Genomic DNA, 19978 nt, shown 5'->3' with positions numbered 1-19978 from the left:
CAGCAGAAGGAGAAATGTCATGCCCCTGCCACGCATGAGCCGGCGCGGTTTCGGCGCCGCCGCCCTCGCCGCCGCCGCGTACCCCCTCTTGGGCGGCCCGGTCCCCGCGTTCGCCGAGGACGCGCAGCAGGCCCTGGGCGGCGAGCGGCACCACGCCCCCGCCGAATGGGAGCCGCACTCCGCCTGCGTCATGGCCTGGCCGTGGGACAGGAACGTCGGGTGGGGCGGACTGCTCGGCGAGGTCCAGGGCGAGATAGCGGGCATCGCCCAGGCCATCGCCCGCTTCGAACCGGTCGTGATGGTCGCCGAACCGGGCCAGGCGGCGCAGGCCCGGGCCCGGTGCGGCAGCTCGGTCACCGTCACCGAGTACCCCGTCAACGACTGCTGGGCCCGCGACACCGGCCCCGTCTTCACCGTGAACGACGCGCGGACCCGCTCGGCCGGCCTGGACTTCGGCTTCAACGGCTGGGGCGGGAAGTACCCGTACGACAAGGACGACTTCCTGCCCGTCGGTGTCTGCGGGTACCTGGACGTCCCCCGGCAGCCCGTGGACATGGTCCTGGAGGGCGGATCCGTCATCACCGACGGCCAGGGCACCCTCATCACCACCGAGGAGTGCCTCCTCCACCCCAACCGCAACCCGGGCATGACCCGCGCGCAGATCGAGGCCGCGCTGCTGGCCTCGTACGGCGCGCGCAAGGTGATCTGGCTGCCGTACGGCCTGGCCGGCGACGACATCACCAACGGGCACGTCGACCTCGTCGCCGCCTACCTCGGCCCGGCCAGGCTGCTGCTGCACACCCAGCCCGACCCCGCCGACCCCAACCACGACCGGATGGCCGCCAACAAGGCGGTGCTGGACGCCGCCACCGACGCCTGCGGGCGGCCCTTCCAGACGGTGGAGATGCACCACCAGCCGCAGTTCCGGCACAACGGGCTGATGGTGCGGACGTTCAGCTACACCAACTTCTACGAGACCAGCGGCAACGTCGTCGTGCCGACCGCGGGCGAACCGGCCGACGCCCTGGCGCTCGCCCAGTTCGCCGCGCTCTTCCCGGGCCGCCAGGTGGTCGGCGCCCCGGCCCGCAACCTCGCCTGGGGCGGCGGGGGCGTCCACTGCGTGACGCAGCACGTCCCGCGCGTGCGCTGATCCGCCTCCGGCTCTAACCCGCGTCCGCCGCCCGCCGCATCTCGGCCACGTCCAGCTTCTTCATGCGGAGCATGGCGGCCGTGGCACGGGCGGCGCGGCCCGGGTCCTCGTCGCTGATCAGGTCGATGGCGCCGGGCGGGATGACCTGCCAGGAGAGGCCGAACCTGTCCTTGACCCAGCCGCAGGCGGACTCCTGGCCGCCGTCGCCGGTCATCGTGTCGTAGTAGTAGTCCGCCTCCTGCTCGTCGGAGCAGTGGATCTGGAAGGAGACGGCCTCGGTGAAGTGGAACTCGGGGCCGCCGTTCAGCGCCACGAACTTCTGGCCGTTGATCTCGAACTCCACGACCAGCACCGACCCGGCCGGGCCCGGGCCCGCCTCGGTGTAGCGGCCGGTCCGCAGGATCCGGCCGTCCTTGAAGACGGACAGGTAGTAGTCGGCGGCGGCTTCCGCCTCGCCGTCGAACCACAGGCACGTGGTGAAACCCTTGGTGGTCATGACTGCCTCCGGGCGGTTGGGTGCGGGGGGGGCTGGAGCGCCGTCCCTCACATACAGACCGGTCCCGCGCCCGAAACTCATCGGGGGGCGCGGGACCGGTCCGTACGTTCACCCGTGAGGGCTACATCCCGAGCATGCGGTCGACGACCCGCTCGGCCGCCCGGCCGTTGTCGAGGTCGCAGAACTCCGCGCGGAACGCGGCCCGCGCGTCGGCGTACTCGGCGCCCAGGGCGTCCGCGTCGCGCACGGCCGCGATCAGGCTCGCCGAATCCGCCAGCAGCGGGCCGGGGGCCTTCTCCTCCAGGTCGAAGGTGAAGCCGCGCAGGGTGTCGCGGTAGTGCTCCAGGTCGTACGTGAACAGCAGGATCGGCCGGTCGGTCAGCGCGAAGTCGAAGAGCGCGGAGGAGTAGTCCGAGATCAGGACGTCGGCGACGAGCAGCAGATCGGTGGTGTCGGGCCAGCGCGAGACGTCGACGACGAAGCCGTCGCGCACGCCGTCGCGGAGCTGCTCGTTCACCCGGTAGTGGCCCCGGACCAGCAGGACGTGGTCCTCGCCCAGCTCGCGGCGGGCCGCGTCCAGGTCGATGCGCAGGTCGAGCTTGTAACCGCCGGAGAACCCTTCGCGGTTCTCGCGCCAGGTGGGCAGGTAGAGGACGACCTTCTTGCCCTCCGGCAGGCCGAGCCGCCGCCGGACCTCCGCGATCCGCTCGGCGTCCGGACGCACGAGGGCGTCCGTGCGCGGGCTGCCGACCTCGATGACCTCGCCCTTGTAGCCGAGGGCGCGCTGGAGGACGGGCGTGGCGTACGAACCCGGGGAGGCGAGCAGCGTCCACTGGGCGCTGTCGTGCTCCAGGCCCTCCAGGACCTCGGGGCTGGTGTAGTAGTCGTGCGTGTAGTCGTAGCCGATCTGCTTGATCGGCGTCCCGTGCCAGGTCTGTACGACGGTCTGGCCCGGGCGGCGCAGGAAGTGCGACGGCACGCTGTCGTTGACGACGTAGTACCGGGCGCGGGCCAGGACCTCCCAGGCCTCCAGGCTGTCGTACTGGACGGCGCGGGCGGTCGGCGGGACCTCGGCCCGGCCGTCGCGGACCAGCCACACGTGGTCCAGCTTCTCGCCCCGGCGCACGAGTTCCTCGTGGATGGCGCGGGGGGAGTCGCCGGCGGCGTGGCCCTGGAAGGTGTCGTAGACGACCATGTCCTTGACCGGCAGCCGGCGCTGGGCCGGGTAGGTCTCGTCGCGGGCGATGCGCTGCGCGTAGCGGGAGCGGTCGTGCGGGCTCAGCAGCGGGTCGCTGACCAGGACCATCCGGTCGCGCAGGCGTGACTCGACGCGCATCCGGCGGCCCAGGACCGTGACGGGGTACGGGCCGGAGTTCACGGCGGGCGCGATCAGCTGGACGGGCGCGCCGCGGTCGACGCCGAGGAGGCCCGCGGTGGTGCCGCCCTCGGCGACGGGGCGCAGGGTGGGCCACCAGCGGCCCGCCGGGATGGTGGTGCGGCCGGCGTACGGCTCGGGCAGCACGGGCTCGAAGGAGGCTTCGAAGCGGTCGCCGTCACGGGTGACGGGGTAGCAGAACTCCGTGCCGTGCTGGTCGTGGAAGACCAGTTCGTACGCCTCGTCGGCGTGGGCCTCCGGGGCGTGGAAGACGCCGCCCAGGGTCAGGGTGCCGTCGCGCGCGGTGACGGTGTCGACCAGCGGCGGGGAGGGCTGGACCGAGAGGACGAGGTGTCCGGTGGTCCCGCGCTTGGCGAAGACGGCGCGCTCCCCCGCGGTGCCGGGCAGCGGTGCGACGAGGCCGTTGAAGCCGCCGCGCTCGTCGTGGGCCAGGGGGTGGCGGGTGCCGTCGGCGCGGACCACCGAGAGCTCCCACGGCTCGGGGGTCCAGACGCCGGGCTTCGACTCGGCGGCCGGGACGGCGGCCAGCTCGGCGAGCGGGACGACCGCCGTGAAGGCGCTCCGGCCGCCGGCCGCGGCGGCTCCGGTGGTCAGCGGGACGCTGACGACGGTGCCGGTGCGGGTGTGCTGGGCGTGCAGGGTGGCGCCGGTGCCGACCTCGGCGGCGAGCTCGCCGGCGAGTTCCAGGGTGCCGTCACCGCGGCGGACGTCCAGGACCCGGGCCCGGACCACCTCGACGTGGACGGTGAGGGAGCCCGCGACGGTCGGCATGATGCGGACGTCGGGCGTGACCCAGTGGGCCGGCGGGGCCATGCCGCTGTCGTGCTCGCCGCCCTTGAGGCGGGCGCGGTGCAGTCCTCCGGCCCCGGTGACGGCGATGGAGGTGGTCCATATCCCGTCCTGCCACTTGCCGCCCGACTGGAAGACCGTGGGGTCGACGACGGCGGTGAAGCCGGCCCAGTCGGCGTGCCGCAGGGCGAGGTGCGGGGTGTTCACCGTGGCCATCGGGGAGGCGACGGTGCGGGCGCTGACGACGGTGCGGCGGCGCTTGCCCTGCTCGCGGAAGACCAGCATCTTGCGCGAGCCGAGGCGGCTCTCGGCGCCCATGTGCCCGGGCAGGGCGTAGCCGCGCAGGTAGAGCTTGCCATCGCTCCAGACCGCCTGCTCCAGGCGGCTGACGACGCGGCGCTCGCGCGTGCCGAGGGTCAGCAGCTTGGGCGGTACCGGCGCCTTGAGGAAGGGGTAGTCGGCCTGCGGGCGGGCCAGTCCCTTGACCGGGACGCTGTAGCTGAAGTCGCTCTGGTGGCGCGTGAGGGCGATGAACTCCTCGACGCGGCCCTCCCGGGCCAGGTAGGCCTTGAGCCGGTCGGCGACCGTCAGCTCGGACCACGGCTCGGTGCCGATCTCCCGGATGAGGCCGCCGACCTCCTTGACGAAGGCGGCGCGGAAGTCGGGGCCGCCCTCGCCGACGTACTTGTAGATGAGGGGCAGTTCCTCGCTGAGCACGTTGTGGTCGTAGTCGCGCAGGTAGCGGGCGTACTTCTCGCCGGACTTGGCGAGCAGGGCCTCGCGGACCAGGCGGACCGAGGTGACGCGGTCGATGACGGAGACCGGGTCGGTGGAGCGCTGGGTGATGGAGCGCTCGCCGGTCTCGCGGACCCGCCAGTGGTAGACGACGTCGCTGATGACGTCGACGCTCTCGGCGAAGTAGTGCGCGGGGACGCTGACGGGGGCGTCCTCGTAGAGGATGCCCTCCGGGTACTGGAAGCCGTGCTCCTCCCAGAAGCTGCGGCGGTAGACCTTGTTCCACGCGGTGCGGTCGGTGACCAGCGCCGGGAACTTCGAGATGTGGGTCTTGGGCCGGTCGTTCGCGAATGCGACCCGGTGGCCCCACGACTGCTGCATGCCGACGGACCGGAAGCGGGTGACGTTGCCGGCGGCGAAGTCCGAGCCGGTCTCGTCGAGGGAGTCGATCATCCGCTGGTAGGCGTACGTCGGCATCGTGTCGTCGCTGTCGACGAACGCGATGTACTCGCTGCCCGGCGTCGCGTGACGGAAGCCGACGTTCCGTGCGGCGCCGAGGCCGGCGTTCTCCTGGAGGACCACCCGGAAGCGCTTGTCACGCTCAGCGAAGGCCTTGGCGATCACCGCACTGGTGTCGGTGGACCCGTCATCGACGATCACGACCTCGAAGTCGGCGAACGTCTGAGCTGCTATGGATTCCAGGCACTCGTCGAGATAGAGCTCGACGTTGTAGACGGGTACGACGATGCTCAGGCGCGGGGGCATGGGTGACGGGTTCTCCAGCGTTTTTGGCTTTATCGGCGGGTTTGAAGATCAGCTGATTACAGCATCTTACTCTGTAACAGGATGATAAAGTCCGCCCATCTCGGACATATCCCCAGGTCCGCCGGGGCGGACGGCAAAGAATTCCGCCGCCCGCCACCGTGCCGTCACGGCCCCGGGGCCGCTGTCAGATGTCCAGGTCGGCTTCGATCTTCTTCAGCTGGAGCCGGGCCATCGCGAGGTTCGCCCGGCTGCGGTCGAGCGCGAGGTAGAGGAAGAACCCCTCGCCGCTGCGCCCCTTCAGCAGCCTGATCAGGTGGTACTGGTTGCCGAGTGTGATCAGGATGTCCTCGATCTCGTCCTTCAGGCCGAGCATCTCCATCGTCCGGACCTTGGCCCGGACCACGTCCGTGTTGCCCGCCGCGGCCACCGCCAGGTCCAGGTCCTTGCTCCCGCCGACGGTACCGAGGGGCATGCCGCTGCCGTAGTCGACGAGGGCCGCGCCGAGGGTACCCTCGATGCCGGCGGCTTCCTTGAGAGCGGTCTCCACATTGATCATGGGATTCTTCCTCTTTCCGCAGTGGCCCGTACCGTACGGGCCGGATGATTTGCTGTGGCGTACTGCCTGTTTACTGTCGAAGAAGGTCAGGAACGGTCCGCATCACGGCCCGGGGGCGCTGCGCCGGCGGCCGGCGCCTCGGCGCCGCGGCGGCCGAGGCTGTGGTCTATGAGCTCGGTGATGTGCAGGGTGGAGCGCCGGGCCTCCAGGTGGAGGCGGCCGACGTTGACGCGCGGTTCGGCGATCAGGGTGAGGACGGCCGCGTCCCCCGCGGCGTAGGTGGCGACGTATCCGTGCTCGCCGCGTACGAGCAGCTCGCGGAAGCCGCCCTGCCCGGTGCAGTCGCTGAGCCGCTGGGCCACGCCGAGGGCGGCCGCGGTCAGGGCCGCGAGGGACTCGGCCTCGCCGGCCGCGCTCTCCTGGGCGAGCACCAGGCCGTCGGCGCTGGCGGCGAGGACCCCGGTGAGCTGGGGGACGCGGGCTCGCAGCCGCCGGAGCTCGGCGAGTATGTCGGCTTCGGCCTCGGCGGGCACCATGGGCGGGCTCATGTCGGCCTTCCTCTCCTCGGGCTGCCTGCGCTCGGAGCGGTCGGCTCGCAGAACCGGTCGGAGCGGGAGCCTCACAGGCTTGCCTCCAGTGCGTCGCGTAACCGGCGGAGCAGTGCCACGTCCGGGGGTTGGGCCTGGGTCATCCAGTCGGGCAGGGGTGCGGGCGGCGGCGCGGGAACCGGCGCGGCCGGGTGCGGGGTCTCGACGAGGCCGGCCGCTGCGAGTCTTCGCACCTCCAGCAGGGTGTGGAAGGCCGGCCGGCCCAGCACCCACGCGAGGTCGGCCGGCGTCCGTACGCCGTCCGCCTGTTCGAGCAGGATCCGCTGGCGGGCGGTGACGGTCTGGCCGGGCGCGGCCGGGCGCGGCACCACCGGGCATATGTCGAGCAGCGGGTAGGGCCACACCGAGTCCAGCAGTTCGCGGCGGCGGCAGGTCTCCCGTTCCACCGCGGCCGCCGGGACGGAGCGGACGGAGCCGATCCAGTGGGTGGCGCCGCGGCGGAACCGCGAGGGGCCGCTGCCGGGGGAGAGCGCGAAGAACGCCGCGTCGAAGATGGCCGCGAGGTGGCAGATCTCCAGTTCGCCGCCGGCCAGCCGGCCGTTGTCCACGAGGAAGCGGCCGACCTGGCGGCGGGCGCCGGCCTCGTTCACGGCCTCGGTCCAGCGCTCGGGGGCGAGGCCCCCGCCGGTGGTGAGCAGGACGTCGAGGCCCGGGGTGGAGGGGCTCTCGGCGTGCACGACGCGGCCGTCCTCCAGGAAGAGGGTGCCCCGGTCGCGCAGCAGGGCGCCGGTGGCGCGCTCGGCGGCGAGCCGGGTGAGCAGCGGGGAGACCGCGGTGGCGGCGGTGGCGGCGGTCATCTCAGGACCAGTCCTTCGGCGAGGGCGCGGAGTCGGTGCCGGGCGAGGGCGAGGTTGCCGTCGGTGCGGTCGAGCCACAGGTGCAGGAAGATGCTGCTGTCGAAGCTGGTCTCGACGAAGCGGAGCACGTGGTAGCCGGTGCGCGTGGTGACGATCAGGTCCTCCACGGGCGGGCCGGGGGCGCCCGCGTCGTCCGGTCCGGGTGCGAAGGACTCGTACTCGGCTGCTGCCCGGGCCAGTTCCGCGGTCTCGGCGGCCGTGGTCTCGTGGTCGCCGACGGGCGAGTCCCCGGCGGTGCCCAGGGCCAGTCCGCTGCTCCAGTCGACGAGCGCGGCGCCCCGCGCACCGGGCAGGGCCATGGCTTCGAGCAGGCATTCGTCGATCCCGGGCACGCGGGCTCCCCTCCCGGCCGGACGTGCTGGTCGCACGGTCGTACGGCGTGACAGGAGGGAACTTACTCAAGTTCCACACTGTGGACGGGGGTTCTGGCATTTTCCGCTGGAACATGCGCGGTAGCGCACGACACCTTGGCCGGAACCCGTTCGTTTTTGATCAAGACTGTAAATCCGGCACCCGCCGCACCCCGCCGAACACCCGTCCTAGCGCCTGTTCGACCCCGTTTTCGGACGCTTCCCCGCCGCCACGGTAGTCAGCCGGCGGGCCGCTGCGGGAGCAGACGCTCCACCATCACCCCGAGGAGGTCGTCCACGGGGTGGGCTTCGAGCAGGGCGGGGATGGTGAGGTCGTCCACGATCAGGCCCTGCATCGCGAAGTAGACCAGTGCCACGCCCGCCCGGTCCCCGGGCAGGCCCGCGTCCAGGTGCCAGCCGATGTTCTCCTCCAGCTCGGCGGCGAGGAAGGCGGACAGCTCCGCCTGGAGCTCCGGCCTGCGGGTGGCCTCCAGGCGCAGCTCCAGCACGGCGGTGTGGACGCTGCGCTCGCGGCGGATCCGCCCGAGGAGGCGGCCGAGCAGCACCTTGGTGTCGAGGGGGCCGGCCAGTTCCCCGGGTTCGGGGGTGAGGCGTTCGCGGGTGCGGTGCAGTATCTGCACCAGCAGCTGGCCCCGGTTGGCGAAGTAGTTGGAGGCGGTGCCGGTCGGCACCCCGGCCTCCGCGTCCACGGCGCGCAGGGTCAGGCCGCGGGAGCCCTCGCGGGCCAGGACCTCGATGGCGGCGTCGAGGAGTGCGGCTCGGCGCTGCGGATTCTGGCGCATGGGCGTTCCCGGGGGTCGCGGAGGCATGGGCGTGTGCCCGTGAGCACTGCATCCACAGTACTCCGCATGGACCGGCGGACCGGACCGCAGGGCTCCGAAGCCTCCCCACGGCGCCGTCTCCCGTGCCACCCTGCCCGTCATGGACCGGATCATCGAGGAGATACGCGAGGACCTGAGCCGCCGGATCGCCGTCGCGGCGGACCGGCTCACCGACCGGACGCTGACCGAGGATCCCGCCTACGCCGCCCTGACCGGGCGGGCCGAGCTGCGCGAGCGGATCCACCACACCCTCCACCAGGCCGTCGAGGGCCTGGTCCGCAGCTCCCGGGGGCTGCCCGTCGAGCTGGCCGGCGCCCGGGCCACCGGCGCCCTGCGCGCCGGGCAGGGGCTGCCGCTCGACTCGCTGCGGCGGACCTACCGGTACGGCGGGCGGCTGCTGTGGCAGAGCCTGACCGAGGCGGTGGCCGCGCACGACCGGGCGGCGCTGCCGCGGCTGCTGCCGGGGGCGGGCGCGCTGTGGGACGTACTGGACCAGATGACGGAGGCCGCCTCGGAGGCGTACCGGCTGGCCGAGGCGGAGCGGGGCGGGCGCGAACGCGAACGCCGGACCGCCCTGCTGGACGCGCTGTTCGACGGCTCGGGCCCGGTGGCGGAGGCGGCGGCGCAGCTGGGGCTGCCGGAGCGGGGGCGCTTCGCGGTGGTCGCGCTCGGGCCGGCCGGCGCGGGCGGCCCGTCCCGGCCGGACGGCGGACCGGGTTCGGGGCCCGGCTCCCTCCGGCTGCTCTGGCGGGTCCGGGCCGACGGGGAGACGGGCCTCGCCGATCTGGGCCACCAGCCGCTGGAGTCCGTGCGGGCGCTGCTGGCCCCGCTCGCCGTGCGCGCCGGGATCAGCCCGGTGGTGGGGACCCCGGCCGAGCTGGCCGGGGCGCGCCGGCTGGCGGTCCTCGCCCTGCGCACCACCCCGCCGTCCGCCGTGCCCGGTGCCGCCCTGCTGGACGAGCGGCTCCCGGCGGCGCTGGTGGCGGCCGATCCCGAGCTCGCCGCCCGGCTGCGGCGGGTGGTGCTGGGGCCGGTGCTGGAGCTGCCCGCGGAGGACGCCCGGCTGCTGCTGACCACACTGGGCACGTGGCTGGCCTGCCAGGGCTCGACCACGCACGCCGCCCAGCGGCTGTACTGCCACCGCAACACCGTCTCGAACCGGCTGCGCCGCCTGGAGCGGCTCACCGGCCGCGCGCTCTCGGACCCGGCGCACGTGGTGGAACTGGCCCTGGCCCACGCGGCGGCCCAGGCCCCCTCCCCCGCCGGGGTCACCGCGCCCGCGGCTCCCCCTGCCGGGCCGACTCCAGCAGGTACGGCACGTCGATCACCGCGGTCCCCGGGGTGAACAGCAGCCGATGGTGATCGGGCCGGCCGCCGCGCGATCTTCCCGAACCCGGCGGCCGCCCGACGGAAGGAGACGGCCGTGTACGCAGCTGCCGACCTGGCCTACGACTACCCGGTGCCGGGCGGGTCCGCCGCGCGCGGCGGCCGTCACATCCTGGCGGCCGCCGCGCGGATGGCCTCGCGGATGCGGAAGTAGGTGCCGCAGCGGCAGATGTTGGCGATGGCGTCGATGTCCTCGTCCGTCGGCCGGCTGGTGCGCTTCAGCAGCGCCACGGCGGCCATGATCTGCCCGGGCTGGCAGAAGCCGCACTGGGCGACGTCCTGTTCGAGCCAGGCCTCCTGGACCGGGTGCAGCCGGTCCCCGTCGGCCAGCCCCTCGATGGTGGTGACCCGCTTGCCCGCGCAGGCGGACACGGGCACCACGCACGGGCGGACGTCGACGCCGTCGAGGTGGCTGGTGCAGGCCTTGCAGACGTCCACCCCGCAGCCGTACTTGGGGCCGGTGACGCCCAGCATGTCGCGGAGCACCCACAGCAGGGGCAGGTCGTCCGGGGCGTCGACGGTGACGCTCCGGCCGTTGACTACGAAGGTGTGCAGAGGCACGGCGGCGTACTCCAGCGGTCAGCGCGGGTAGGGGGTGAAGTCGACGTCGAAGTCGAGGGGGAAGCTGCGGGGCTTGGAACCGGTGGCCCGCGCCCAGGCGTTGGCGATGGCGCCCACGGCGGCGGGCACCCCGAGCTCGCCCGCGCCGCCCGGCTCCGTGCCGGTGGCCGGGAGCACGAAGACCCGTACGTCACGCGGGGTGTCCCGCTGCTGCGCCCAGTGGAACTGGCCGTAACTGCCCTCCAGCGGAAGCCCCTTGTCCAGGTGCAGCCCGGCCCGCAGGGTGGTGGAGATCGCGTCGGTGAGACCGCCGATCATCTGGGCCTCCAGTCCGCGCGGGTTGACGGGCAGGCCGACGTCGACGGCGATGACCGCCTTGGTGACGCGGACCCGCTCCGGGTCGCGGGTGTCGATCTCCACCAGGCAGGCGGTGCGGGACTTGTACTCCTCGTGGAAGGCGATGCCCTGCGCGCAGCCGGCCGGCATGGCGCGCCCCCACTGCCCTTCCTCGGCGGCCTTGTCGAGGACGGCGCGCTGGGCGTCGGTCTTGAGGAAGGTGCGCCGGAAGCGGTACGGGTCCTTGCCGGTGGCCGCGGCGAGTTCGTCCACCATGATCTCCTCGGCGCCCCGGGTGTTGGCCGAGTACACCGAGCGCCAGGACCCGGTGGGGATGCCGGTCGGCACCTCGGTCAGGGCCTGGGTGGTCAGCCCGAAGTGGTACGGGGACTTCACCGTGGTGAGGAACAGGGTCTGGGCGAGGGTGGCGTTGCCGATGCCGGAGGGCAGGCTCGCGGCGGTGGCGGTGATGATCTCGCCGAGGCCGTGCCGGAAGTCGGTCTCGGCGGCGGCCACCCGGTGCTCGAAGCTGAGGACCTCGCCGAGCAGGTGGGTGGCCCGGATCCGGTGGTGGGTGGCGGGACGCATCCGGCCGTGCCGGGTGTCGTCCACGCGGGTCCACATGAGCTTCACCGGGCGGCGGCAGGCCTGGGAGATCCGGGCGGCCTCCAGGGCCGCGTCGAAGAACAGCCGCCGGCCGAAGGAGCCGCCGGCCTGGACCACGTGCACCTTCACCTTGTCCAGTGGGAGTCCGAGCTCGGCGGCGATGGTCTGCCGCGCGACGATGGGGGACTTGAGCCCGGACCAGATCTCGGCACCGCCGTCGCGGACGTCGGCGACGGCGGAGTTGGTCTCCATCGGGGCGTGGCTGACGAAGGCGAAGTCGAACTCGGCGTCCACGTACGGGGTGAGCAGCGGCGGCACCAGCAGCGGCGGGGTGGCGGCGCGCAGCTTCGTACGGATCTGCGCGTCCGAGAGCTGGTCGGCCGGGCCCGGGCCCCAGTCGACGGTGAGGGCGGCCTTGGCCGTGAGGGCCTGCCCGAACGTTTCCGCGACGACGGCGACGCCGGTCTTGACGGTCACCACGTCCAGGACGCCCGGCATGGCCCGGACCGCCGCGAGGTTGGTGACGGCGCGGACGGTGCCGCCGAGGGAGGGCGGGCGGCGCACCACGCAGGGCTTGGCGCCTGGTACGTCGAGGTCGAGGGTGTACTTCTGGGCGCCGGTGACCATGGCGCGGGCGTCGATCCGCCGGGTCGGGGTGCCGATGAGGGCGTGCTCCGCGGCCGGTTTCGGGGAGGCGCCCAGCACGGGCAGGCCGGGCGCGGCGGCGGCCGCGGAGAGGTCGCCGTAGCCCGCGGTGCGGCCGTCGGGGGCCCGTACGGCGCCGTTCGCGGTGGTCAGCGTGGCGGCCGGGAGGCCCCAGCGCGCGGCGGCCGCGGCGACCAGGCGGGCCCGCGCGGCGGCGGCGCACTGGCGGACCGGCCCGTACAGCGAGCGGATCGAGTTGGAGGAGCCGGTGAGCTGGTTGAACAGCAGCTCGGGGCGGGCGTCGTCCAGTTCCACCCGGACCGTGTCCAGCGGCGCGTCCAGCTCCTCCGCCACCAGCATGGCCACGGCGGTGGTGAGGCCCTGGCCGACCTCCTCGCGCGGCAGCCGGAAGCGGATGGTGCCGTCCGTCTCCACGGCGAGCGCCAGCAGTGCCGAGGTGGGGGCGCCGGCCAGGATGAACAGGTCGCCCAGGTCCACGATGTCGGCGATGGCCGGCAGGGTCGGTATGACGGCGTGCGCGGCCTGGGGGGCGAGCAGGTCGGCCCCGGCCCGGGTGACCAGGGCCAGTGTGGGCGCGGCGACCAGGTGGGTCAGGAAGGAGCGGCGGCTGCGCCCCGTCGGCGCGCTGCTCTGTTCGGTCATCCGGTCAAGTCCCCCACGCTCCCGATGGTCCGCGGAAACGGACCCTCCCCCGGCTCATTACCGACACGTAGGGTAGCGATCACCGGGAGAGGTGGGAAGGGCGGTGCGGAACGGGGTCCTTCGTTCGAGTGGTGCCCCTGACGGGCCGGCGACCGCGGTGGCGGACGGGATCCGGGGTGCGGACGGCTCGTACACCTCGGCCGTACGATCGACCGCGGCCCACCGGAGGGCCCTTTTCCGGCCGCGGGCGCACGATGGAAGCAGACCCGTACACGTCGCGACACGTGAGGAGGTGTCCGCGGTGGCCAAGTACATGGATGTGCACCACGGCATGAAGGGCATCACGGCGGACGAGCTGATGGCCGCCCACCGGGCGGATCTGGCGATCCAGTCGGACGAGAAGGTGCAGTTCGAGCGCGCTTGGGCGGACCCCGCCTCCGGCGAGGTCTACTGCCTGTCCGAGGCCCCCTCGGCGGATGCCGTCCGCCGGATCCACGAGCGCGCGGGACACCCCGCCGACGAGATCCACCCGGTGCCGCTGACGGTGTGACGGAGCGGTGGACTCCGGCCGGACACGGCGTGAACACGGCCCGGAGCGGGCAGGAACGGCGCAGGAACGACAACTACGGCTGACCGGAAATGTTCGTACGGACGGGAGGTAACCGGGAGGCCTTCGGCATATGCCCCGAGCAAGACCGTTACGGATGTTGCCAAACGCCTTACAGGCACTCTGCGGCTGTGCCACAGTCGTAGTCGGTCCACAGCCGTCACCGGTCGTCCTCCGGGACCTGGCCGAGCCGCGTCTGTATCGCCGCGCCTGCATCGGAGTCATCATGCCGTCCCACCTGTACGCGGACCGTCCCGCGCAGCCGCCCGAGCCGGGATCGGTGGACGCACTGATCTCGCAGACCCGCCGGCTGCGCGGTGAGGTGGACGCGGTGCGCCGCGACACCGTCGTGGACGACGACGACGCCCAGGGCCGCTGGCAGCGCGCGCTGTGCGACCTCGCCGTGCACCACCTCGACGACCTGGGCCAGCACTTGGGCCAGCTCAAGGAGGGGCTGCCGCCCGCTCCCGAGCCGCCCGCCGAACTCCCCCCGGCGGCCCCCGAGGCCGCCCATGAGGACCGGCAGACCCGCGTCGGCAGCGCCGAGTGGAACCTGCTGACGGACGAGGTCACCTGGTCCGAGGAGCTCTTCCAGATCTTCGGGCGGCCGCCCGAGGCGGGCGCGCTGCCGCTCGACGAACTGGGTTCCACCCTGTTCTCGGAGGACCAGCCCCTGATGACCGCGATGGTCACGGACTGCCTGGTCGACGGCAAGCCGATAGACGGCGAGTTCCGCATCGTCCGCGCCGACGGGCGGGTCCGGACGCTGCACATGAGGGGCGAGCCGGTGCTCGACTCCGACGGCTGCACGGCCTCCATGTGGGCCGTGCTGCGGGACGTGAGTGAACTGCGCCGGAGCCAGCGGGCAGTGCGCGAGTCACGGGACTCGCTCCAGCGCCAGCGGGAGATCGCGCAGACCGAACACCGGCTGGCGGTCGAGCTGCAGGAAGCCGTGCTCCCCCCGTGGCGCGGCTCCCTGCGGTTCCCGCACGAGAACGCGGGCACGATGGACGTGGCCGCGCACTACCTGCCCTCCGCGACCAGCGCGCTGATCGGCGGCGACTGGTACGACGCCCTCGAACTGCCCGACGGACGCTCCCTGCTGACGGTCGGCGACCTGACCGGGCACGGCGTGAGCGCCACCTCCGGGATGGCGATGATGCTCGGCGCCCTGCGCGGGATGGCCATGGCCGGGATCGAGCCCGGCCCGCTGATGGGCTGGCTCAACCAGTTGCTGGAGACCTCCGTGCAGCCGGCCCTCGGCTCGGCCGTCTGCTGCCGTTACGACCCCGCGCGCCGGGTGCTCTCCTGGGCCCAGGCCGGACACCCCGCGCCCCTGCTCTTCCGGCGCGGCCAGGGCCGGGCCCTGCAACCCCCGGAGGGGGTGCTGCTCGGGGCCACCTCGGGGGCCGTGTACGGGCAGGCCGAGGAACGGCTCGAGCTGGGCGACGTACTCGTGCTGCACACGGACGGACTGACCCCGCGGAGCATCGAGTTCAGCCGGGCGGACGGGACCGAGCGGCTGCTGGCGCTCGCGCCGCGGTTCTCGGAGGCCCGGTCGGCGCGGGACTGCGTACGCATGGTCACGGAGGAGTTCGGCGAGAGCGAGCGCGAGGACGACGCCTGCGTCCTGGTCGCCCGGATCGGCGGCTGACGACGGTAGGGAAGTCAGGGAATGCCAGGGGCCGCGCCGGTGAGGCGCGGCCCCTCCTTCGCTGTCGATTCCGGCCCCCCGCCTGCCCGTCCGGCCCGCGGCCACACCTTGCCCCCTAGACCTCCGCTCCGCGTGCGACGGGGGCGGGGCTGTTGGGGAGGGCCAGCTTGATCTCCTCGCGCAGGTCCTCGATGCCCGCGTACCCGGCGTACTGGCCGGTCAGCCGGTACATCTCGCGGAGGCGGTCCCAAGTCCGGTGCGAGGAGGTCTCGTTCATCGAGACCAGGGCGAGCCGGGCGTAGCGGTCCGCCTGCTCCGGGTCGTCGGCGATGAAGCAGGCTGACGCCATGGAGATGTAGTCGAAGATCTGCGAGCGCTGGTAGCCGTCGCCGCGCAGCCGCAGCGCCTCCCGCGCGTGCCGTGCCGCGATGGGCGCCGCCGTGGCGTCGTGGTCGGCGAGGGTGCGGTACGCGAGGGCCTGCATGCCGTGCAGGTCGGCCTCGTCGAAGTGCTGCATCCAGGAGGGCGGCGGTACGTCGCCCTTGTCGGACACGAAGAGGTCCTCGGCCTCGCCCAGGGTGCGGCGCATGGCCTGGCCCTTGCCCATGGCGGCCTGGGCCCAGGCCTCGATGGTGTGCAGCATGGCGCGGGTGCGCGGCAGGGTCTGCTCGCCGGAGCCGGACTGCGCCAGTTTCATCAGGTCCAGGGCCTCGTTCGGCTTGCCCAGGTGGACCATCTGGCGGGCGGCGCGGGACAGGGCCTCGCCGGCGCGGGGCCGGTCGCCGCCCTCGCGGGCCGCGTGCGCGGCGATGACGAAGTACTTCTGCGCGGTCGGTTCGAGGCCCACGTCGTGCGACATCCAGCCCGCCAGCACCGCCAGGTTGGCCGCCACCCCCCACAGCCTGCGCTGGAGGTGGTCCGGGTGGTGGTAGGCGAGCATGCCGCCGACCTCGTTCAACTGGCCCACGACGGCCTTGCGCTGGAGCCCGCCGCCTCTGGAGGCGTCCCAGGCCCGGAAGACCTCGACGGACCGCTCCAGCGCCTCGATCTCCTGGGAGCCGATGGGCGCGGCCTCGTAACGGTCGTAGCCCGCCGGATCGGCCTGGTAGGGGTCTCCGAATGTCTTCGCGTTCTCGGCGCCGGCGGGCTCGGTGTGCAGCCAGTCGTACATGGCGTTGCTGAGGGCTGAGCCGGCGGTGAGCGCGGCTCCCGCGCCCATCAGGCCGCGACGGTTGAGCATGAGGTCCATTCCCGTGAATTCGGTGAGGACCGCGGCTGTGCGTTCGGGCGCCCAGGGCACTCCGTCGGGGTTCTCCTGAACCCCGTCCGGCTGCCGTTTGGTGGTGCGCCGCTGCCGTACGAACCCGAGGTCCTCGATGGTCACGACACGACCGAGCCGCTCGGTGAACAGTGCTGCCAGTACCGTGGGCACCGGTTCGCGCGGGGTCTCCCCCATGTCGATCCAGCGCCGCACCCGCGAGGTGTCGGTGGCCAGCTGGTGGTGGCCCATCGCGGCCGCCTGCCGGTTCACCATCCTCGCGAGTTCGCCCTTCGACCAGCCGGCCAGGCCGAACAGGTCGTTCAGACGGGTGTTTGGACCTTTGCTCACGTCAAGCCCCCAGGTTCTCGGCTGAGTTGACAGTAGCTGCCCGTCAGATGCCCAGCGACTATTCGCCAGGGTTCGCCACCCGCCGCCCCGTGGTTCGCCACCTGCGGGCGGGTGTCAGGTAGGAATGCGCCTCCCCGACCCGGTTCACCGGCGGAACTCCCCAGGGTGAAGTACGGGATCCGGCGGGGCGGCGTACGCACTCGTCGGCGCACGAAGGGAACCGTAAACGCCATGTACGCAGCAACGTCCTCCGTGTCCGCCCCGGTCCGCCAGCACCGCACCCTCCAGGCGGGGGGCGGCTCCTACCTCGAACCCGGCCGCCAGCCGGTACCGGCGCAGGGCGCCGTACGGGCGCGGCGGATGCCGGGCGGCGGACCGCAGCCGCTCAGCGGAAGGATCGACCTCTCCGGTCCGCAGGGCGCGCAGCTGCGCACCGCGCTCGCGTCGGTGCAGCGCATCTGTCCGGAGTTCGCACCGGTCCAGGTCCTGCGGCGCAGCGGCCGTTCGGTCCTCCTGGTGGGGACGACCGGACGGATGACCGCGGTGGCGAAGGTTTTACTGGACCACTCGCCCGAGTGGCGCGAGCGGTACCGGCACGAAATAGGGACGTACCGGACCTTCGTCCGGCACCGCCCGCCGGTCCGCGTACCCCGGCTGATCGCCGCGGACCCGGAGAACTGCGTACTGGTGGTGGAGCGGATGGCGGGCCGGGTCGCCGCGCTCCAGCGGCACCCGGTGGAGGCGCCGCCGCGGGCCGACGTACGGGCCGCGCTGGGAGCGGTGTGCCGGGTGAACCAGTGGCGGCCGCCGGCCGACCTGTTCGGGCATCCGGTGGACTACGTACGGCGGATCTCGCGTGACCACGAGCTGGGGCTGCTGACCGACCGGGACTTCGGCGACCTGCAGAAGCTGCTGCACGGGCTGCGGCCGGCGGGCATCCAGTGGCAGTTCAACCACGGGGACGCGCTGCTGTCGAACCTGCTGCTGTCCCCGGCCGGCCCGGTCCTCCTCGACTGGGAGCACGCCGGCTGGTACCTGCCCGGCTACGACCTGGCCACGCTGTGGACGGTCCTGGGCGACGCCCCGGCGGCGCGCGGCCAGATCAGCCGGCTGGCGCAGTCGGCCGGCCCGGCGGCACGGGACGCCTTCCTGGTCAACCTGATGCTGGTGCTGACGCGGGAGATCCGGATGTGCGAGACGGCCGTGCAGCGCTCCATGCTGGCGTCGGCTCCGGCCCAGCCGCTGCCCGCGGGCGCACTTTCCTCCGGGGAGGAGCAGCGCCTTCTGCTGCGCCGACTGCACGACGACGCGGGAATGGCCCGTAGAGCGGTCCGGGCGGCGGTCGGCACGCGCTGACCGCCCACCCGTCCGGCCCGTACGGATCCCGTGCGCCGCACACCCAGTGTGCGGGGCACGGGATTCGGCCTGTCCGGGGTCGGTGCGGTTGTGGGCGCGCGTGACTTGACTTCACATGATCCCGCGAACAGTTTCTCTGACTCGGCATCAGAAGTGCCGGAGCCGCCGTCCCGTCCTCCCACCCCGCTGGAGCCCGTCCATGACCGAGGCCATGCCCGTGACCGAGCCCGTGACCGAGACTCCCGGCCGACCGCGTCCCGCCACCCCCTCCCGCCGGGCGGTCCTCGCCGGTACGGGGGCCGGGATGCTCGCCGCCGCCGTGCTGCCGGGTGCGGCCGCCCGGGCCGCCGAGAGCACGCTGGGCGAGTACGACGTCGTCGTGGTCGGCTCGGGGGCGGCGGGGATGACGGCCGCCCTGACCGCCACCAAGCGGGGGCTGAGCGTGCTGGTGGTGGAGAAGGCGCCGACGTTCGGCGGTTCCGCGGCGCGCTCCGGCGCGGGGATCTGGCTGCCGAACAACTCGGTGATCCTGGGCGCGGGGGTACCGGACACCCCGGAGAAGGCGGCGGCGTACCTGTCGGCGGTGGTGGGGCCGGAGGTGCCGGCCGACCGGCAGCGGGCGTTCCTGGACAACGGCCCCCGGATGCTGGACTTCGTGATGGCGAACAGCCCGCTGCGGTTCCGCTTCATGGACGGCTACAGCGACTACTACCCGAACCTGCCCGGCGGGCTGCCGAACGGCCGCTCCGTCGAGCCCGACCAGATCGACGGCAACGTACTGGGCGCCGAACTGGCGCACCTGAACCCGGCGTACATGGCGGTGCCTGCCGGGATGGTGGTGTTCAGCCAGGACTACAAGTGGCTCAACCTCGCGGCGGTCACCGCGAAGGGGCTCGCGGTGTCGACGGAGTGCCTGGCGCGCGGTACGAAGGCGGCCCTGCTCGGGCAGAAGCCGCTGACGATGGGCCAGGCGCTGGCCGCCGGGCTGCGGGCCGGGCTGATGCGGGCGGGGGCGCCGGTGTGGCTGAACAGCCCGCTGGTCGACCTGGTCCAGGAGGGCGGCGCGGTCACCGGGGTGGTGGTGGAGAAGGAGGGCGTACGGGGCGTCGTACGGGCCCGCAGGGGTGTGGTGATCGGCTCCGGCGGCTTCGAGCACAACGCGCAGATGCGGGCCCAGTACCAGCAGCAGCCGATCGGCACGGAGTGGTCGGTCGGCGCGAAGGAGAACACCGGGGACGGGATCCGGGCCGGGCAACGGGCGGGCGCGGCACTGGCGTTGATGGAGGACGCCTGGTGGGGGCCGTCGATCCCGCTGCCCGGGGAGCCGTACTTCTGCCTGGCGGAGCGGACCCTGCCGGGCGGTCTGATCGTCAACCGGGCGGGGACCCGGTTCGTGAACGAGGCCGCTCCGTACAGCGACGTGGTGCACGTGATGTACGAGAAGGACCGGGGCGCGACGGGCTCGCACATCCCGGCGTGGCTGATCGTGGACCAGAACTACCGCAACCGGTACCTGTTCAAGGACATCCTGCCGACGCTGCCCTTCCCGGACGCGTGGTTCGAGTCGGGGGCGGCGAGGAAGGCGTGGACCTGGGACGCGCTCGCCGGGCAGATCGGGGTGCCGGCGGCCGCGCTGCGGGCGACGCTGAACCGCTTCAACGCACAGGCGTGGAGCGGGAACGACGCGGACTTCCACCGGGGGGACACGGCGTACGACCACTACTACACGGATCCGAACGTGGTGCCGAACTCGTGCCTGGCCCCGGTCTGGGCGCCGCCGTTCTACGCGTTCAGGATCGTCCCGGGCGACCTGGGCACCAAGGGCGGCATCGTCACGGACGCCCGGGCGCGGGCGCTGCGGGCGGACGGATCGGTGATCCGGGGCCTGTGGGCGGCGGGCAACGCGAGCGCCGCGGTGATGGGCCACAGCTACGCGGGGGCCGGATCGACGATCGGGCCCGCGATGACGTTCGGCTATGTCGCCGCGAACGACATCGCGGACTCGGCCTGA

General features: G+C 73.1%; 16 protein-coding genes. 6 read left to right on the top strand and 10 right to left on the bottom strand.

Features of this window, described 5'->3' with window-relative positions; all coding sequences use genetic code 11:
* Positions 1–19: 19 nt before the first annotated feature.
* A complete protein-coding gene (locus tag ACZ518_RS11255) occupies positions 20–1150 on the top strand; it encodes an agmatine deiminase family protein (protein WP_469112766.1) in 1131 nt (376 codons plus the stop codon).
* 13 nt (positions 1151–1163) lie between these two features.
* On the opposite strand, the gene ACZ518_RS11250 is transcribed toward ACZ518_RS11255, so the two are convergent.
* From ACZ518_RS11250 to ACZ518_RS11220, 7 genes are all read right to left on the bottom strand, one after another.
* On the bottom strand, positions 1164–1646 hold the full coding sequence (locus tag ACZ518_RS11250; protein ID WP_469112765.1) for a VOC family protein: 483 nt from the start codon (positions 1644–1646) through the stop codon (positions 1164–1166).
* A 121-nt stretch (positions 1647–1767) separates the two neighbouring features.
* On the bottom strand, positions 1768–5331 hold the full coding sequence (locus ACZ518_RS11245) for a bifunctional glycosyltransferase/CDP-glycerol:glycerophosphate glycerophosphotransferase (protein WP_469112764.1): 3564 nt from the start codon (positions 5329–5331) through the stop codon (positions 1768–1770).
* 184 nt (positions 5332–5515) lie between these two features.
* On the bottom strand, positions 5516–5887 hold the full coding sequence (locus tag ACZ518_RS11240; protein WP_469112763.1) for a hypothetical protein: 372 nt from the start codon (positions 5885–5887) through the stop codon (positions 5516–5518).
* An 86-nt stretch (positions 5888–5973) separates the two neighbouring features.
* Positions 5974–6435 carry a roadblock/LC7 domain-containing protein gene (locus ACZ518_RS11235; RefSeq protein ID WP_469112762.1) on the bottom strand — a complete coding sequence of 154 codons (462 nt, stop codon included), beginning with the start codon at positions 6433–6435 and terminating at the stop codon, positions 5974–5976.
* A 71-nt stretch (positions 6436–6506) separates the two neighbouring features.
* Positions 6507–7292 (bottom strand): transcriptional regulator, encoded by a 786-nt coding sequence (locus ACZ518_RS11230; RefSeq protein WP_469112761.1) that lies wholly within the window; start codon positions 7290–7292, stop codon positions 6507–6509.
* On the bottom strand, positions 7289–7684 hold the full coding sequence (locus tag ACZ518_RS11225) for a hypothetical protein (protein WP_469112760.1): 396 nt from the start codon (positions 7682–7684) through the stop codon (positions 7289–7291). Before ACZ518_RS11225 ends, ACZ518_RS11230 begins: the two co-directional genes overlap by 4 nt.
* A 257-nt stretch (positions 7685–7941) precedes the next feature.
* Positions 7942–8505, bottom strand: a complete 564-nt coding sequence (locus ACZ518_RS11220; protein ID WP_469112759.1) for a TetR/AcrR family transcriptional regulator — start codon at positions 8503–8505, stop codon at positions 7942–7944.
* Positions 8506–8644: 139 nt separating this feature from the next.
* Here ACZ518_RS11220 and ACZ518_RS11215 point away from each other — a divergent pair, with 139 nt between their 5' ends.
* Positions 8645–9889 carry an RsbRD N-terminal domain-containing protein gene (locus ACZ518_RS11215; protein ID WP_469112758.1) on the top strand — a complete coding sequence of 415 codons (1245 nt, stop codon included), beginning with the start codon at positions 8645–8647 and terminating at the stop codon, positions 9887–9889.
* A 146-nt stretch (positions 9890–10035) separates the two neighbouring features.
* On the opposite strand, the gene ACZ518_RS11210 is transcribed toward ACZ518_RS11215, so the two are convergent.
* On the bottom strand, positions 10036–10491 hold the full coding sequence (locus ACZ518_RS11210; RefSeq protein WP_469112757.1) for a (2Fe-2S)-binding protein: 456 nt from the start codon (positions 10489–10491) through the stop codon (positions 10036–10038).
* Between the two features lie 18 nt (positions 10492–10509).
* Positions 10510–12741: a xanthine dehydrogenase family protein molybdopterin-binding subunit gene (locus ACZ518_RS11205; RefSeq protein WP_469112756.1), complete on the bottom strand. Its 2232-nt coding sequence runs from the start codon at positions 12739–12741 to the stop codon at positions 10510–10512.
* A 301-nt stretch (positions 12742–13042) separates the two neighbouring features.
* On the opposite strand from ACZ518_RS11205, the gene ACZ518_RS11200 reads away from it, so the two are divergent.
* Together ACZ518_RS11200 and ACZ518_RS11195 are read left to right on the top strand one after the other, a co-directional pair.
* Positions 13043–13291, top strand: a complete 249-nt coding sequence (locus ACZ518_RS11200) for an SCO4226 family nickel-binding protein (protein WP_469112755.1) — start codon at positions 13043–13045, stop codon at positions 13289–13291.
* Positions 13292–13574: 283 nt separating this feature from the next.
* A complete protein-coding gene (locus ACZ518_RS11195; RefSeq protein WP_469112754.1) occupies positions 13575–15002 on the top strand; it encodes a PP2C family protein-serine/threonine phosphatase in 1428 nt (475 codons plus the stop codon).
* Between the two features lie 115 nt (positions 15003–15117).
* On the opposite strand, the gene ACZ518_RS11190 is transcribed toward ACZ518_RS11195, so the two are convergent.
* Entirely contained in the window at positions 15118–16611 is a 1494-nt protein-coding gene (locus ACZ518_RS11190; protein WP_469112753.1) for a DNA-binding protein NsdB, read from the bottom strand.
* 231 nt (positions 16612–16842) lie between these two features.
* Between ACZ518_RS11190 and ACZ518_RS11185 the strand changes: the two genes are divergently transcribed.
* Positions 16843–17967 (top strand): aminoglycoside phosphotransferase family protein, encoded by a 1125-nt coding sequence (locus ACZ518_RS11185; protein ID WP_469112752.1) that lies wholly within the window; start codon positions 16843–16845, stop codon positions 17965–17967.
* A 304-nt stretch (positions 17968–18271) separates the two neighbouring features.
* Positions 18272–19978 (top strand): 3-oxosteroid 1-dehydrogenase, encoded by a 1707-nt coding sequence (kstD, locus tag ACZ518_RS11180; RefSeq protein WP_469112953.1) that lies wholly within the window; start codon positions 18272–18274, stop codon positions 19976–19978.

Source organism: Streptomyces sp. NPDC033966 (genome assembly GCF_055575955.1).
This window is presented reverse-complemented; position numbering and strand designations above follow the sequence as displayed.